Genomic DNA, 16,119 nt, shown 5'->3' on the forward strand with positions numbered 1-16,119 from the left:
CTGATTCAGAAAAATGAGTAGACAAATTACGTAAAGTTGACGGACATACGCAAGTGCTTTGGTTTTTAATTGATGATAGAATATAACAGTAATGTTTTGTTAACCGTTTGTTGTGTTAATTTAACGAACAGAAGGTAAACCTTTGGTCTGTTCTGATTGTCTTATATATAAAAGCAAAATGTGTGTTATTTATTTAAGGTTATGAAGAATGTTAGGTTATTCTGGTTATTAGGGATTGTCCTTTTATTAGCAGGGCAATCCCTTTATGCTCAAAGTAAAAAGGAAAAGCGGGAGCAGAAGGCAAATGAAGTGAAAGAATTAATAGATAGTAAACGGTTTACAATAGATGTAAATCGTGCGATACCCATGGGAGGACGTTCACTCAATCTGACGTCTCCCTACTCTTTGGAAATGCGCGGTGACTCGGTTATTTCCTATCTTCCTTATTTCGGAAGGGCTTATTCGGCTCCTTATGGTGGCGGTGACAGGTTACGTTTCGAAGAATCAATTACCGATTATCAATGTTCTTTTAATAAGAAAGGAACCGCTCAAATACAGTTTCGTACCCGAAGCGATGACGATACCTTTGCATTCAGTGTGCAGGTGTTCTCAAATGGCTCCGCGACAATCAATGTGACGCCTGTCAACAAACAGAACATCACATTCTATGGGGAACTGGCTCCTAAGAAAAAGGAATAAATAATCGTCCTTGCCGTGCATTTCTTTCGGCAATACGCTTATTTACTTTCGCAGTAAATTCGAAGTTCTTAAGTCCCCAGTCGGGAGCGATCAACAGCTCTTTCGGGGATTGCGATACAAACCTCTCTACCACAATAGAGGGGTTTAATTTTTCTATGAAGTCGATTACCAGGTCGATATATTCGTCGGCCGTATAAAGATGGAACTCTTCAGGATGTTCGGCATATTCTTTGGCCATGCGGGTGTTGCGAATCAGTTGCAGTTGATGCAGTTTCAAAGTGGTTACGGGCAATTCGGATAACCGGTCGGCATGATGTAATATTTCATCCCTGCTTTCTCCCGGTAAACCCAGAATCAGGTGGGCACCGGTGTAAATGCCCCGTCCGGCTGTCCGGCGGATAGCGTTTTCCGACTCTTCATAGGTATGTCCGCGGTTGATGCGGAGCAACGTTTTATCGAGTGTGCTTTCCAGTCCGTATTCTATCATGACGAACTTTTCCCGGGAAAGGGCCGTGAAATAATCCAGCAAAGCATCCGGCATGCAGTCCGGGCGTGTTCCGACGATTAGCCCGACTACACCGGGATAAGATAACGCTTCTTCATATTTGGCTTTCAGCGAACTGAGTTCATCGTATGTATTGGTGTAAGCCTGGAAGTAGGCGAGGTATTTCATCTCCGGATATTTGCGGGAGAAGAAGCGGATTCCCTCTTCCAACTGTTCGGTCACACTCTTTTCCGTGTGGCAATACTCCGGACTGAATGTTTGATTATTACAATAAGTACAGCCGCCCCATCCTTTCGAACCATCGCGGTTCGGACAGGTGAAGCCTGCATTTATAGAGATTTTCTGTACCTTACAGGGGAATATTTTCCGCAGGAAATCTCCGAAATCATTATAAGGTTTTACGTTTTCCATGGGGCAAAGGTAATTTATAATGGTTAATGACCAATGTCCGGTGGTTAATTTAATGATAAAATGCCCGGATAACCAGGCTCCGGTACATAATTTACCTTTAATGGTGAACGGTTTACCGTGATAAAATACTAACTTTGCAGCCTATTCAAAATAAAATAAAAGTATTCATGAGACGATTGGGTGTTGGTTTCTTGCTTTCATTGGCGATAATTGGAAGCGTATCTGCTCAGAACGGGAGCAAACGTGTCGATTTAAAAGAAATTACAGATGGAAAGTTCCGTCAGGTAACTGCTATTGGTGAAATGCGGTCGCTGCCGGATGGAGAACATTATACAGCAATGAATAAAGATCGGAGTATGATTATCAAATACTCCTATCGTACAGGTAATCCGGTGGACACGTTGTTCAATGCCCGGACTGCCCGTGAATCCACATTCGATGATTTTGACGGATACGATATCAGCAGTACCGGCCATCATATCCTTGTTTGGCGGGAAACCGAACCGATTTACCGTCGTTCTTTCAAGGCGATGGTGTACGATTATGACGTGCGCCGTAACTATGTAAAGCCTGTTTCCGATTCGAAGAACAAGCAGATGATTCCGACTTATTCGCCGGACGGACGCATGTGTGCTTATGTCGTGGATAATAATATATGGATTCGTAAGTTTGACTATGATACGGAAGTACAGGTTACCAAAGACGGTGAACTGAACAAAATACTGAACGGCATTACCGATTGGGTATATGAAGAAGAATTCGCTGTGACTAACCTGATGGCCTGGTCGCCCGACAGTGAATATCTGACTTATGTGCGTTTCGACGAAAGCGAAGTGCCGGAATATTCCATGCAGATGTGGGGTAACGGACTGTATCCGGGATATTATAATTTCAAATATCCGAAAGCAGGCGAGAAGAATTCGAAAGTAACGGTTCACTCTTACAGCGTAGCGACAAAAGATATCAAGGAACTGAAAGTGCCGGTGGAAGGTGATTATTATATTCCGAGAATTACCTTTACTACCAATTCCGACCAGTTGGCTGTCATGACGTTGAACCGTCAGCAGAATGTTTTCAATATGTATTATGTGAATCCGAAGAGCGGCGTATCCCGTTTGATTCTTCGCGATGAGAACAAATGCTATGTGGATTCCGAATGGCTGACTTCCATTCATTTCAATCCGAGCGGATTTACGTATGTCAGCGAACAGGATGGCTATTCCCATATTTATTTGTATTCTCCGACGGGTGTTATGCAACGCCAGGTAACGAAAGGCAACTGGGACGTAACCCGTCTGATTGGTTACGACGATGCAACTAAGGTTGTATATTATGAATCGGCCGAAGAGAGTCCGTTGCGTCGTTCTGTTTATAAGATTGACCAGAAAGGCGTAAAGACAAAACTGTCGGAAGGAGAGGGGACGAACAGTGCCGACTTCAGCGCGAACTATGCTTATTTTGTCAATAATTATTCGAATGCAAACACTCCCGCAGTGATTACCGTCAACGAAACAAAGTCGAAAAAAGTATTGCGTGTGTTGCAGGATAATGCTGCTTTGAGAGAAAAATTGGCAAATACATCTTTCTCTAAAAAAGAATTCTTCAAGGTGCATACAGCATCTGATATTGAGTTGAATGCCTGGATCGTTAAACCGGTCGATTTCGATGAATCGAAGAAATATCCGGTGCTGATGGTACAATATAGTGGTCCTAATTCGCAACAAGTACTGGACAAATATGGTTTTGACTGGGAACATTACCTGGCTGCGAACGGAATCATCGTAGTCAGCGTGGATGGCCGGGGAACCGGTGCACGTGGTGAAGCCTTCCGCAAATGTACATACTTGCGGATGGGTGATTTGGAATCCAGAGACCAGGTGGAAGCAGCACAGGCGTTAGGCAAACTGCCGTATGTGGATGCAAAACGCATCGCCATCTGGGGCTGGAGCTTTGGCGGATACAACACATTGATGTCGATGAGCGTGGGTAACGGTACATTTAAGGCCGGTATCGCTGTCGCTCCTCCGACAGACTGGAAATATTATGACTCGGTATATACCGAACGTTTTATGCGTACGCCAAAAGAAAACTTCTCGGGCTATGCTGCAACATCGCCCATCCGGCTGGCAAAAGACTTACAGGGTAAGCTGTTGCTGGTACACGGAACTGCTGACGATAATGTACACTTCCAGCAGACGATGGATTATGCAGAAGCATTGGTACAAGCCGGTAAACAGTTCGATATGCAGGTTTATAAAGACCGTAATCACAGTATTTACGGAGGAAATACCCGTTATCATCTGTATACCAGGATGTCTAACTTTTTATTGGATAACTTATAATGTCAGAACATGTGAGAAAGCCGGATTGGTTGAAGATCCGGCTTGGTGGGAACGAACAGTTTACAAAGACGAAAAGCATTGTTGAGTCTCATTGTCTGCACACCATTTGTACAAGTGGAAAATGCCCGAACATGGGAGAATGCTGGAGCCGGGGAACTGCTACGTTTATGATTGCAGGCGATATCTGTACCCGTTCCTGTCGATTTTGTAACACGCTAACAGGCAAACCGCTGCCGCTGGACCCGAAAGAACCGGCGAATGTGGCGGAAAGTATTCGCCTGATGAACTTAAAACACGCAGTGATAACGTCGGTTGATCGCGATGATCTTCCTGACTTGGGAGCCCAACATTGGGTGGATACAATCCGGACCATCAAAGAGGTAAATCCGGTCACCACCGTAGAAGTCCTGATCCCTGACTTTCAGGGACGCCTTGAACTGGTGGATCAGGTAGTGGAAGCTGCTCCCGAGATTATATCGCATAATATGGAAACCGTGCGGCGTATCAGCCCGCAGGTTCGCAGTGCAGCCAAATACGATGTCAGCCTGGCTGTCCTGTCACGCATAGCCGGACAAGGTGCGACGGCAAAGACCGGTATTATGGTCGGTTTGGGCGAAACCCCCGAAGAAGTATGCTGTCTGATGGACGATGTGCTCGATGCAGGTGTTTCCGTATTAACAATTGGTCAATATTTACAACCATCCAGAAAAAATATTCAAGTAACTGAGTATGTGACCCCTGATCAGTTTAATGTCTATAAATCAATCGCTTTGGAAAAAGGTTTTCGTATGGTAGAGAGCGCTCCGCTGGTCCGTTCCTCTTATCACGCTGAAAAGCATGTTTAATTACCAAAACTTTTAACAAAGTGGGTTGTTATATATTTAAAGTGCGAAGAAAGGGGGAAAGGGTATGAACAAAGTTAAGAAGGGATTAGACAATCAAGCCGTTGGTCTGTTGCCATTGTTGCTTTTTATGTTTTTGGATAATTATTTTTCTTATCTGTTGTCTTTCATTATCGGCGTTACCTTCTGTTTTGTATGTATTTTTCTGTATCAGGTGTTGAGTAAGGATAAGGTATATCAATTTTTATTGTTGCCTTCTGCAATTACTTTAGTATTGTATTCCGTCTTTCTCTGCTTGAAACTGGAGCCCGTATTGTTTATTTATTCTCCGTTGATTACGGAGGTGCTGTTGGTCGTAGTACTGGCGTTTATCGGTTTTAGCCGGCGCTCAGTATTAAAGAAGATAAGGACTTCAAAGCACCCGACTTATAAACGGACTTTAATGCGTACGACGCTGAATGAATTCTATTTCATTGCCCAGCTGGTTCAGAATTTGTATACATTACATCTGTTTGTCATCCTGGTTTACAGTATCCTTCCGGATACGATGCAGAATGTACATGCGGAACGTTTCCTTTACAGGGAACTGGGGGTATTGATTGGAGTTCTGGTCATTCTTTATGAGCAGGTACGTTTATCGTTGATGCAAGGTAGTTTACAGAAAGAAATGTGGTTACCGGTGTTGAATGAGGGAGGAAAGGTTATTGGTTGTATTGCGCGTTCGGTCAGCCGCACGTTGCCTAAGAAGTACTACCATCCGATCGTCCGGATTGCCGTCATTCATGACGGAATGCTTTATCTGATGAAAAGGAGTAAAGATGCGTTCGTATCTCCGGATACGATTGATTACCCTTTCCATAGTTATGTATTGTTCAGGCACAGTATTGAAAGTACGGTGCGTGAATCGGTTGGCGAACTCGCCGAACAGCAGGATGTAAATCCCCGTTTTCTGATACGTTATACGTTCGAGAACGAGAAGGTGAAACATCTGGTATCGCTTTACGTGATCTGTCTCCGTACAGAGGAGCAGTTTAACCAGTGTAAGCGAGCTGGCGGTAAGTTATGGACAGCCAAACAAATTGAAGAGAACCTGCATACCGGTGTATTCAGTGAATATTTCGAACAGGAATTCTCTTATCTTCAGAACACAATTTTACTGGCAGAGAGTTTCTGCTGTGGTAAGTAGGCTGGGTATTTATCGGATACCCAGTTCGATTACTTCAAGGTCTTTAATATTTTTGCCGTCAATCACAAAACGGATAAGGGTACGGACCTGATGGAAGCCGCTTTTGCCGGCTGCGCCCGGATTGATATATAAACAATTCAGGGATTGGTCGAAGGCGACTTTCAGAATGTGCGAATGACCCGCTATGAACAAGTTCGGGCGGGTATCGTACAATTCTTTGCGGATAGCCGGGTTGTAACGGCCCGGATAGCCGCCTATATGCGTCATCATCACATTTACTTCTTCCGCTTTAAAATGAGCCACTTCGGGATATTCCAACCGGAGCGATTGCCCGTCTATATTTCCATATACCGCCCGGAAAGGTTTCAAAGCAGCTAGCTTTGCTGCCAACCCGTCCGAACCAATATCACCTGCGTGCCATATTTCATCGCATTCTGCGAAATATTCCGCATATTTATCATCCCACCAAGCATGGGTATCTGAGAGAAGTCCTATTTTAAGCATAACTGTTTCTTTTCAACATGTAAAAGTAAGAAAATATTACAATGAACCGGTTGACGGAGTTAGTTTAGTTCGTATTTTCTTTATAAAGGTTTCTTTCTGGTGCGATAGTCCCAGTCTTTTACGGCTTCCGGGATTATAGTTTTATATATTATGATACTGTATTCTCATATATTATGATATCGAAGTCGTATAATATATAAGAATACAGTATCATAATATATGAGAATTTGAAAGAGTATATTAGTGGCTTGTGATGATTTTGTTTACTTATGGCTATTTATTTTGAAGATTGTGATGGAATGTAAAATATTGTTCTTACATTTGGGGTGTTTGCATAAATGTATTCATATAAATTTATTCATATAAATTTAAAACTATGCCTATGGTATAAAACTGTCTAAAAGACATATTAAGATATAAAAACGTAAAGTTTATTTCGAAGGTGCTGAAAAACTACCACTTTTAAATGCTCTCTTCCAAGTACACTGGACGTTCACGTTTAGGCGTGGACTTCATTGTTGTATTATGAGGAGAGCGGGTTGTGGTAGACCTTTCAGGACCGTAATACGAAAAGACAATGGGTCCACGTTTTTTTATTGGTCTACTTTCTCTCAATTTTGGACTCCCGGCGAACAGCCGGATATGAAACCTTGTTTAGTACTATTCCTTTCTTATAGGATTCTGATGTAGCAACGTGAATGTTGCCAAATGAATTATTATGAAATGCGGACATTGTTTTGTAGCAAGAATGTGTGGTGAATGTCATTCGCTTGTCTTCATGCTGAAACGTCTTCTTGTTTATTTTGTCCCGCAATAAATCAAATTTATTATTATTTAATAAAATGAAACGAGAGAAAAATGTATTCCATTTAGTGGGTGTTTTATGTCTTGCCGTAGCATTGCAGTTCTTTCCTGCATCTACATGGGCGGAGACCAATGTTTTTCCTATTGTTAACCAACAAAGTACGTATACTGTAACGGGTAATATCGTGGATGGGAAAGGAGAACCGATTATCGGTGCCAATGTTGTGTTAAAAGGTTCTGCGACAGGTGTCGTGACTGATGTGGATGGGAATTTTTCAATGAGTGTATCGGGAAATGATGTCCTGATGGTTTCCTATATAGGATACAATTCGTTGGAAATTCCGGTAAAAGGACAGAAGAGTTTGAATATCGTAATGAAGGAAAATGTAGAATCGTTGGATGAAATCGTGGTTATCGGCTATGGTACGATGAAGAAGAAGGATTTGACAGGTTCCGTGTCAGCGATAAAAGCCGACGAAATCACAGCCTTTGCTGTTTCTAATCCTATCCAGGCTTTGCAGGGGAGGGTTCCGGGGGTTGTTCTTTCGCAGAATACCGGAGATCCATCGGGCGATTACTCGATCCGTATTCGGGGAGTCAATTCTATCAAGGGGGACAATGCTCCGCTTTATATCATTGACGGAATACCGGCGAGCACTTCCTCTGTTAATACTTATGACATCGAATCCATGGAAATTCTAAAGGATGCGTCGGCGACAGCGATCTATGGTTCACGTGGTGCGAATGGCGTTGTTATGATTACAACCAAGAAGGGAAAAACCGGAAAAACAACCGTTTCCTATGATTTTGAATACGGCTTTCAGAAACAGATAAAGAAGCTGGACTTAATGAATGCCCGGGAGTGGGGACGGTTTTATAATGAATATCTGGTTAATGCGGATATTTTGAGCGAAGCTCCTTTCTCGGAAGCGGATATTGCAGCAATGGGAAAAGGCGTGGACTGGCAGAGTGAAGTATTCCAGAACGCCCCAATTTCGAATCATAATATTAATGTTTCGGGAGGTACGGACAACGTGAGTTATTTCATAAGCGGTTCGGCTATGATGAAAGATGGTTTGATTCATAATAGTTCGTATGATAAATACAACCTGCGTTCAAGCCTGGATTTGAAAATGAGCAAGATGGTCAGTGCTTCGTTGAACATGGGATATTCGTTGATAAATCAGATGAACCAGTCTGACGGAGGAGGTAACGGAGGATCGTCCATGATCGGTGCCACCTATTCTGCCGCACCGGTCTTTTATCCGTACGATGAAAACGGTGATTATAAGGATTTGCGTTCCTGGTATTCCTGGTCGTCGCATGAAATTAAAAATCCGATCTGTATGGCTTATGAGTCTACTTATAAGACGGTTACAAATCTGACTAATATCAATGCGGCCATCAACTTTCAACCGGTCAAGGGACTTTCCGTCAAGGCGACTTTCGGTCTGGAAGGCTCTGATTCCCGGTATGATGCTTATACGACTAAAAAGTATATTTATCAGAATAATTCCGCCTCTGTGAATCATAAGCGTTCCACCAATGTAATAAATGAAGATATTGTGAATTATGACTTTACTGTTGATAAAATTCATTCATTCAATCTGATGGGCGGTTTTACTTATCAGCAGAATGTGTATAAATCAATAGCGGCATCCGGTAATACCTTTTTGAGTGATGTCCAGCAAACAAATAATTTGTCTTCGGCAGGAACAGTCAATACTCCTTCTACTTCTTATTCCAAATGGGCGCTGATGTCTTATCTTGGGCGTATCAACTATTCTTTTAATGGAAAATATTTGGTGACAGCCAGCTTTCGTGCAGACGGTTCGAGCCGCTATTCGGAAGGATCGCGCTGGGGATATTTCCCTTCGGGAGCTTTGGCATGGAGGATTTCTGAGGAACCATTCATGAAGCAATTTGATAAAGTTACCAATTTGAAGCTGCGTCTGGGATATGGTAGGACCGGTTCGAGTGCTATCGACCCGTATATGACACAAAATTTATTGAACACCGGGAAAACAGCGACTGGTAGTGATAATGTTCCTTACTATGCACCAAGCAGCACTTTCCCGGAAGATCTGAAATGGGAGACAACGTCTCAGTGGGATATTGGTGCCGATTTGGGTTTGTTCAATCAGCGTCTGCGTTTTACAGCCGATTATTATTATAAAAAGACGACCGACCTGTTGAATACGGTTTCCTTACCGTCTTCGTCCGGATATTCATCGACAGTCCGGAATATCGGCAGTATGAGTAACCGGGGAGTCGAACTTCTGGTGGAAGCGGATGTCGTACAAAAGAAGGATTTCGGTTTTACACTTCAGTTTAATATTGCACACAATAAGAATAGAGTCGAAGAACTGGCTGACGGAGATGATATTCTGGGAACGACTTACAGCAACTATGGTTCCGGTTCTATAACCATTATCCGGGAAGGGGAACCTTTGGGAGCGTTTTATGTATATAAAGATGCCGGATTAGATGAAAAAGGGTCTCTTTCTTATGTAGATATGAACGGTGACGGTCAATATACGGATACGGAAGACCGGTATATCGCGGGATCTCCTTTCCCGGATTTTACCTATGGTCTGAATTGCGGTTTCCGTTATAAAAACTGGGATTTCAATTTCTTCCTGCAAGGCAGCCAGGGGAATGATGTCTTTAACCTGAGCGAAATGAGAAACTATTCTTATGGGCAAGGCATGAATATCGAACGCAAAGTGTATTATGAAAGTTGGAGAGAAGGACAAGATAATTCTCACGTCCATTATCCGAAGATCGAGGCGGTCGGCTCTTTAAAGTACTCGGACCGTTTCATCGAGAATGGCTCTTATTTACGTTTGAAAAATGTGAGTCTGGCCTATAATTTCCCTTGTGAAAAATGGAGTACCCGGAATTGGCTCAGCGGTATCCGGGTGTTTGTAAGTGCACAGAACTGGCTGACCTTTACCAAGTATAACGGAGTGGACCCGGAAGTAAGCTCGAAAGCAAGCGATGTCAATGCGGGTATCGACCATTTGACTTATCCGAACAGTAAGACTATCTCAATGGGTTTGAGTGTCAAATTTTAAAAATCAGAAGCAATGAAAAGTAAGTTTTTAGTATCAATAGTGGCCTGTCTCTCTATCTTTCAAGCCTGTGACAATTGCCTGGACGAGACGAAATATACATATTCGATTTCGAGTGAAACATTTTATAATACATTGGAAGAAGCGAATGCTGCGGTATTGGCTCCGCTGGATGTGATGCGTTCGGCTTATAATTCCAATTTTTTCGCTACGTTGGAAATCAATACGGAATACTGCTATCCGAAAGGGGTTTACCAGACTTACAAGGCTTATAACGGTTTTGTAAATTCTACCCATATCACACGAAGTGAATCTAACTGGACTAATTTGTATAAAGCGATCATGTATTGTAATACCGCTATCGAGAAGCTGCCGGCAGCGACGGAAATGACTGAGGCGGAAATTGCGGCTTATTTAGGTGAACTGAGATTCTTGAGAGGATTCAACTATTTTAATCTGGTCAAATATTGGGGCGGAGTTCCGCTGAAGACCGAGGATAATATAACGATGTGGGATGTACCCAAAAGCTCAAAAGAGGACGTTTATGCTTTTATTATTGAAGATCTGAAATATGCGTTGGCTAATTGCCCGGATAAGTCCCGATATTTGGCAACACCAAATAAGAATGCGGTAAGAATATGTCTGGCCGACGTGTATATGCATACGGGGCATTATGAAGAAGCCAAAACATTGGCGGGAGAAGTGGTCAATAGCGGGGTTTACTCATTGGTACAGGTCGGTACTTCAAGGGATTTCGACAAAGTATTCGGGTATGACCTGACAACTTCGACGGAAGAGGTGTTTTACATCAAGACATCGCGGACGGACGGCAAAACCTGGGATTACCTGTCTTATACATCGCATCCGAAATATGAGATAGAACCGGGCAAGTTGATGTTGAATGGGAACGGCTATTTTACGCATTATACGGATTTGAGGAATCATGTGATATCTACCTGGGATAAGAATGATCTCCGTTATGGGCTGAATGTCGGTTTTTATATCTTTGGTGCCGATGCTTACGGAGAGCATACCTGTCTTCTGACAAAATATTGGGACCCGAATGCGCAGGGGAACGGTGCTAATGTTTCTATCCCGTTAGTCCGTTATCCGGATGCAATGCTTATTTTTGCGGAAGCGACAGCACGTGTTGCAGGAGGGCCGACGGAGGAATCTATGGAAATGCTGAATCAGCTTCGCCGTCGTGCTTATGGGCGTGATCCAAAAGTGCCGGATATGGAGTTGGATTATAAGTTGTCGGATTATAAGACGATGGATGAGTTTATTGATTTGTTGATCAAGGAAGAAACTTACGAGCACTTCAATGAAGGGAAGCACTGGGACTTCATTGTTCGTTTGGGCAAAGCTCAGGAACTGGTCGGGAAATATTATAATGTAGAAGACGGGGCGTGGACAGACATACAGGAAAGACATTATTTATGGAAGATTCCGGATTCCGAATTCAACTATAATAAAGCGATGAACCAGTCTACCGATCAGAATCCGGGTTATACTTCTGCGGAATGATTAATATGTTAAACTTAAAAAAGGAAATAGGAATGAAAAAACAGCTTGTTAACAGGGTACGTATATTTTTTATGCTTGCGTTTGTGTGGACAATAGCCTGTCTTGTTACATCATGCGGCGGACGTTCGGAGAAGGGGTATTTACGTCTTCTCTACTGGAATATACAAAATGGAATGTGGTCCGGACAGGGAGATAATTATGACAGTTTTGTTGAATGGGTTAAAGAACAAAATCCGGATATCTGTGTCTGGTGTGAGGCCCAATCCATCTATAAGACCGGGACGGCCGATCCTATGGAGGCTGCGGACCGTTATCTGACTGATAACTGGGAGAAACTGGCAATGCGGTACGGACATACATATTGTTATATAGGAGGTCATCGGGACAATTATCCTCAGGTGATAACTTCTAAGTATCCGATAAAGAATGTCTTGCGTATTGTTGGCTCGGAACCGGATAGTGTCGTTACTCACGGTGCCGGTTGGGCTCAGATCGAAGTCAACCAACAGACGATAAATGTAGTAACGCTTCATACCTGGCCCCAGGCTTTTGCTTTCCGGGCCGAAGATAAGGAGGCCAGCAAAGCGGAATCCGGAGGGGATAAGTACCGGCGCATGGAAATAGAATATATCTGTAAGCATACGATCGACTCGGTGCCCGAAGCAGCGGGCCAGTATTGGATGATGATGGGAGATTTTAATGCGCGGTCAAGAATTGATAATGCAGTTTACAACTATCCGGAAGAAGATACGCGTTTTTTGGTGCATGATTATATCAGGGAGAATACGCCTTATATAGATGTGATCGCTAAAAAATACCCCGGCGAGTTTAAGACAACGACCGGAAAGGAGGCGCGTATAGATTTCGTATATTGTACTTCTCCGTTATATGAAAGAATTGTGGCTGCCGATGTTGTGACAGATACTTATACGAAACCGGTGCGCGACCCGGCTAATCTTTCAAACTTTTGGCATCCATCGGATCACCGTCCTATTTTAGTGGATTTTGATTTGGAAAAGTAGGGATTATATTCACCGGAAACGGTAGATTTGTGAGATAAAAGGTAAAATCGGGCAACACTTCCATGGGTTGTCCGATTTTTGTGTAAGTATCTATTTCTTTTATTCTAATAAAGTATCTATATTTACGCATCTAAGAATAGAATACGATGGAGAATTCATATAAATACTTTAAGCGCGACGTTAGTTGGCTGTCTTTCAACTACCGGGTTTTACTCGAGGCGGAAGACGATACGTTGCCTGTCTATGAGCGGATTAAATTCTTGTCTATCTATTCTTCCAACCTGGAAGAATTTTACGAAATACGTGTGGCCGAGCATCGCGGGGTGATTATGAAAAAGAATTTTACCGAAGAAAGCGGTGATGAGGCCGAAGAAGTGTTGACCGAGATAACCAATGAAGTAAACCGCCAGCAACGTGAATATTACCGGATCTTCTCTGAAAAGATATTACCGGAGTTGAACCGGCAGAATATCTATCTCTATCAGGGAAGCGAACCTGAGCCATTCCATGAAGAGTTCGTTCATAACTTCTTTAATGAGGAGGTGTTTCCGTTCCTGTCGCCTGTCATGATACAGGCTGGGGATATCCGTACCTTTATCCGTGACCGCCGTCTGTATCTGGTGATCCGCATGGTAAAGAAAAGCAAGCGGAAACTGGAAGGAGATCAGGCGCCTGAATATCATTATGCACTGATGAAGATACCCTATGCCAAGGTACCTCGCTTTATAGAGTTGCCGCAACACGAAGGGAAGTTCTACATCATGTTTATCGATGATATTATTCGTGCGAACCTGGCGAATATCTTCCCCGGATATATAATTGACAGTTGTTACAGTATCAAGATATCCCGTGATGCCGATATTTATCTGGAAAATGAGAAAGGTAATATCGTTGAAAGCATCCGGAAGAAAGTGAAGAAACGGAAGATCGGTGCCCTGAGCCGTTTTATGTACGACCGGGCAATGCCGGACGATTTCCTTTCATTTATTTGTGAGGCTTTCGGCATTACCCGAGATGACTTGGTCGTAGGGGGGCGTTACCTGAATTTGCAGGACCTGGCTAAATTACCCAATCCCAAAGGGAAGGAGTTGGAGCAGAAGATTCCGACGCCTATGCGTGTCCCTTATCTGGATGAGAAAGGTTCCGTATTCCGGGCAGTGAAGAAGAAAGATATTTTGCTGCATTTTCCCTATCAGTCGTTCGATTATCTGATACGTTTCCTGATGGAAGCTGCGTTCGATCCGAAAGTGGATGAGATAAAGATCACCCAGTACCGGGTGGCGGAAAATTCGGCGGTCATCAATACGTTGGTCAGTGCGGCGCAGAACGGGAAGAAGGTAACGGTATTTGTCGAACTGAAAGCCCGCTTCGATGAAGAGAATAATATGAGTACGGCTGAACGGATGGAGCAGGCGGGCATACGTATTATTTACAGTATTCCCGGATTGAAAGTGCATGCGAAAGTGGCGGTTATCATCCGGAAAGATCCGGATGATGGAAATAAACGGCGCGATTTCGCTTATCTCAGTACCGGCAATTTTAATGAAAAGACTGCCCGGGTCTACTCGGATATGGCCTTGCTTACCTGTAATGACGAGATCATAACGGATATAAATAAAGTGTTTGCCGTGCTGGAAGGGAAAATGGCGGAGCCTACTTTCCGGCATCTGCTGGTTGCCCGTTTCAACATGGTGCCCGAACTGATCCGTATGATCCACCGTGAGATCGAACATGTGAAGCTGGGACGTAAAGGGCGGATCGTGTTAAAGATGAACGGGTTGCATGACCAGAATATGATAAACGAACTGTATCATGCCAGCGAGAACGGGGTGGAGATCGACCTGATCGTAAGGGGCATCTGTTGTCTGGTTCCCGGACAGCCTTACAGTGCCAATATCCGGATCACCCGGATTGTCGATATGTTCCTGGAACATTCCCGTATCTGGTATTTCTATAATGACGGCAAGGAAGATGTTTATCTGACATCGGCCGACTGGATGCGTCGTAATCTGAACCGCCGGATAGAAACGGCTTTCCCGATACTGGTTCCCGAAATAAAGCAGGAAGTGATCGACATTCTGAAGATACAGATGCGCGACAATGTAAAAGCCTGCCTGATCGACGAGCAGTTGCATAACAACTTCAAGCATAATGAGGAACCGGTGAAAGTCCGTTCCCAACTGGCTATTTATGAATATTTGAAAAACAAATCGTAAATAAGATCGTATGGACAATCCTTCTTCCCTGACTTTTTTTCTGTTCTGTTTCTGTTGGGTGGCTCTGATAGCGGGAGCGGTGCTGGGGTATATTATAGGTATCCGCATGGCACGCAACCGGGAACGTCACAGGCTTGTAAAGGAAAAGATCAGGAAGAACAAAGTTGCCATTTATCATTACCAAAAGGAGAAATACGATTATATCGAGCAGATCAACCGGCTGGAACAGGATTTACAGAACCTGACGGAAGAATCGGAGCTTTATAAGGAACGTGTCAGTGACCTGGAATATTACAAACGGAAGGTGCGTGAGCATGAACAGGTCATTGAACGGCTTTCCTCTGCTTCGTCAGAGACGATAGAATTGCCGGTCGATGCCTTTTCCCTGTTGCTGCAACTCAAACAAGATCCGGTACGCACTAATCTCAGCCGGCAGGAATGGATGGAATTGCTTCGTACGACCGACCTTCTTTTCAATAACTTCCTGACGGAGTTGAAGCAGAAATCTGGTATAACCCGTCATGAAGAGGAAATCTGTTGCCTGATAAAATGGAACTTTCCCCGCAAAGATCAGATGGCTGTTTTCAATAACACGACCGATGCCCTCACCAAGTCGAAGAGCCGCCTGAAAAAACGTCTGCAACTGGATGAGAAGACCGATCTGGATCAGTTTATCCGGATGTATTAGAGAAAAAGTACCTGATTCCTTTTCCGATGATTGGAATAGTACTTTTCCGGTCATCGGAACACTGCTCTTCCACCCATCAGAATAGTACTCTTCCGACTATCGGAAGAACGTTATTCCGATGGTCGGAAAAAAGCAGAAGCTCGACTGTTTCTTTTATTGGCGGAAAATATTTGAGTCGTTTCTAAAGCATCATGTCCAGATAAATACATAAAATCAAATAGTTTTAGGATGTATGTTTCTTATATACAACCTGTTAAGCCTGTGTTCGTTTGTCCGGCACCATTTCTTTTCTTTTGTTG

The 16,119-nt window shown here is 43.4% G+C and carries 11 protein-coding genes; 9 read left to right on the top strand and 2 right to left on the bottom strand.

The window, feature by feature from the left end; genetic code table 11:
* Positions 1-201 precede the first annotated feature (201 nt).
* On the top strand, positions 202-699 hold the full coding sequence (locus tag C825_RS08240; RefSeq protein WP_010802134.1) for a DUF4251 domain-containing protein: 498 nt from the start codon (positions 202-204) through the stop codon (positions 697-699).
* On the opposite strand, the gene mnmL is transcribed toward C825_RS08240, so the two are convergent.
* Positions 683-1,615 (bottom strand): tRNA modification radical SAM protein MnmL/YtqA, encoded by a 933-nt coding sequence (gene mnmL, locus C825_RS08245; RefSeq protein ID WP_010802135.1) that lies wholly within the window; start codon positions 1,613-1,615, stop codon positions 683-685. The two genes, C825_RS08240 and mnmL, sit on opposite strands and share 17 nt — an antisense overlap.
* 167 nt (positions 1,616-1,782) lie before the next feature.
* On the opposite strand from mnmL, the gene C825_RS08250 reads away from it, so the two are divergent.
* From C825_RS08250 to C825_RS08260, 3 genes are all read left to right on the top strand, one after another.
* The gene (locus tag C825_RS08250; protein ID WP_010802136.1) at positions 1,783-3,957 is read left to right on the top strand and encodes a S9 family peptidase; all 2,175 of its coding nucleotides are present in this window, start codon (positions 1,783-1,785) and stop codon (positions 3,955-3,957) included.
* The gene (lipA, locus tag C825_RS08255; protein WP_010802137.1) at positions 3,957-4,802 is read left to right on the top strand and encodes a lipoyl synthase; all 846 of its coding nucleotides are present in this window, start codon (positions 3,957-3,959) and stop codon (positions 4,800-4,802) included. Before C825_RS08250 ends, lipA begins: the two co-directional genes overlap by 1 nt.
* A 64-nt stretch (positions 4,803-4,866) precedes the next feature.
* Complete coding sequence (locus tag C825_RS08260) at positions 4,867-5,985, top strand: NUDIX hydrolase (RefSeq protein WP_007654535.1); 1,119 nt, start codon at positions 4,867-4,869, stop codon at positions 5,983-5,985.
* Positions 5,986-5,994: 9 nt separating this feature from the next.
* Here the strand turns inward: C825_RS08260 and C825_RS08265 are convergent, their stop codons facing one another.
* Positions 5,995-6,489, bottom strand: a complete 495-nt coding sequence (locus tag C825_RS08265; RefSeq protein WP_007654533.1) for a metallophosphoesterase family protein — start codon at positions 6,487-6,489, stop codon at positions 5,995-5,997.
* 842 nt (positions 6,490-7,331) lie between these two features.
* Between C825_RS08265 and C825_RS08270 the strand changes: the two genes are divergently transcribed.
* The 5 genes from C825_RS08270 (at position 7,332) to C825_RS08290 (ending at position 15,820) form a co-directional block, all read left to right on the top strand.
* Complete coding sequence (locus C825_RS08270; RefSeq protein ID WP_010802138.1) at positions 7,332-10,370, top strand: SusC/RagA family TonB-linked outer membrane protein; 3,039 nt, start codon at positions 7,332-7,334, stop codon at positions 10,368-10,370.
* Between the two features lie 12 nt (positions 10,371-10,382).
* On the top strand, positions 10,383-11,894 hold the full coding sequence (locus tag C825_RS08275) for a RagB/SusD family nutrient uptake outer membrane protein (RefSeq protein WP_010802139.1): 1,512 nt from the start codon (positions 10,383-10,385) through the stop codon (positions 11,892-11,894).
* A 32-nt stretch (positions 11,895-11,926) separates the two neighbouring features.
* Positions 11,927-12,916 (top strand): endonuclease/exonuclease/phosphatase family protein, encoded by a 990-nt coding sequence (locus C825_RS08280; protein WP_010802140.1) that lies wholly within the window; start codon positions 11,927-11,929, stop codon positions 12,914-12,916.
* Positions 12,917-13,062: 146 nt separating this feature from the next.
* Positions 13,063-15,132 carry an RNA degradosome polyphosphate kinase gene (locus C825_RS08285; RefSeq protein ID WP_010802141.1) on the top strand — a complete coding sequence of 690 codons (2,070 nt, stop codon included), beginning with the start codon at positions 13,063-13,065 and terminating at the stop codon, positions 15,130-15,132.
* Between the two features lie 10 nt (positions 15,133-15,142).
* Positions 15,143-15,820 (top strand): hypothetical protein, encoded by a 678-nt coding sequence (locus tag C825_RS08290; protein WP_010802142.1) that lies wholly within the window; start codon positions 15,143-15,145, stop codon positions 15,818-15,820.
* Positions 15,821-16,119 lie beyond the last annotated feature (299 nt).

Origin of the sequence: Parabacteroides sp. ASF519, assembly GCF_000364265.2 — a bacterium.
Classification (GTDB): domain Bacteria; phylum Bacteroidota; class Bacteroidia; order Bacteroidales; family Tannerellaceae; genus Parabacteroides; species Parabacteroides goldsteinii.

What these genes read in the sequence shown, in the direction of transcription:
- mnmL (WP_010802135.1), bottom strand. Translation starts at nt 1,615, where the DNA reads ATGGAAAACGTAAAACCTTATAATGATTTCGGAGATTTCCTGCGGAAA.
- lipA (WP_010802137.1), top strand. Translation starts at nt 3,957, where the DNA reads ATGTCAGAACATGTGAGAAAGCCGGATTGGTTGAAGATCCGGCTTGGT.
- C825_RS08265 (WP_007654533.1), bottom strand. Translation starts at nt 6,489, where the DNA reads ATGCTTAAAATAGGACTTCTCTCAGATACCCATGCTTGGTGGGATGAT.
- C825_RS08285 (WP_010802141.1), top strand. Translation starts at nt 13,063, where the DNA reads ATGGAGAATTCATATAAATACTTTAAGCGCGACGTTAGTTGGCTGTCT.
- C825_RS08250 (WP_010802136.1), top strand. Translation starts at nt 1,783, where the DNA reads ATGAGACGATTGGGTGTTGGTTTCTTGCTTTCATTGGCGATAATTGGA.
- C825_RS08270 (WP_010802138.1), top strand. Translation starts at nt 7,332, where the DNA reads ATGAAACGAGAGAAAAATGTATTCCATTTAGTGGGTGTTTTATGTCTT.
- C825_RS08290 (WP_010802142.1), top strand. Translation starts at nt 15,143, where the DNA reads ATGGACAATCCTTCTTCCCTGACTTTTTTTCTGTTCTGTTTCTGTTGG.
- C825_RS08280 (WP_010802140.1), top strand. Translation starts at nt 11,927, where the DNA reads ATGAAAAAACAGCTTGTTAACAGGGTACGTATATTTTTTATGCTTGCG.
- C825_RS08240 (WP_010802134.1), top strand. Translation starts at nt 202, where the DNA reads ATGAAGAATGTTAGGTTATTCTGGTTATTAGGGATTGTCCTTTTATTA.
- C825_RS08260 (WP_007654535.1), top strand. Translation starts at nt 4,867, where the DNA reads ATGAACAAAGTTAAGAAGGGATTAGACAATCAAGCCGTTGGTCTGTTG.
- C825_RS08275 (WP_010802139.1), top strand. Translation starts at nt 10,383, where the DNA reads ATGAAAAGTAAGTTTTTAGTATCAATAGTGGCCTGTCTCTCTATCTTT.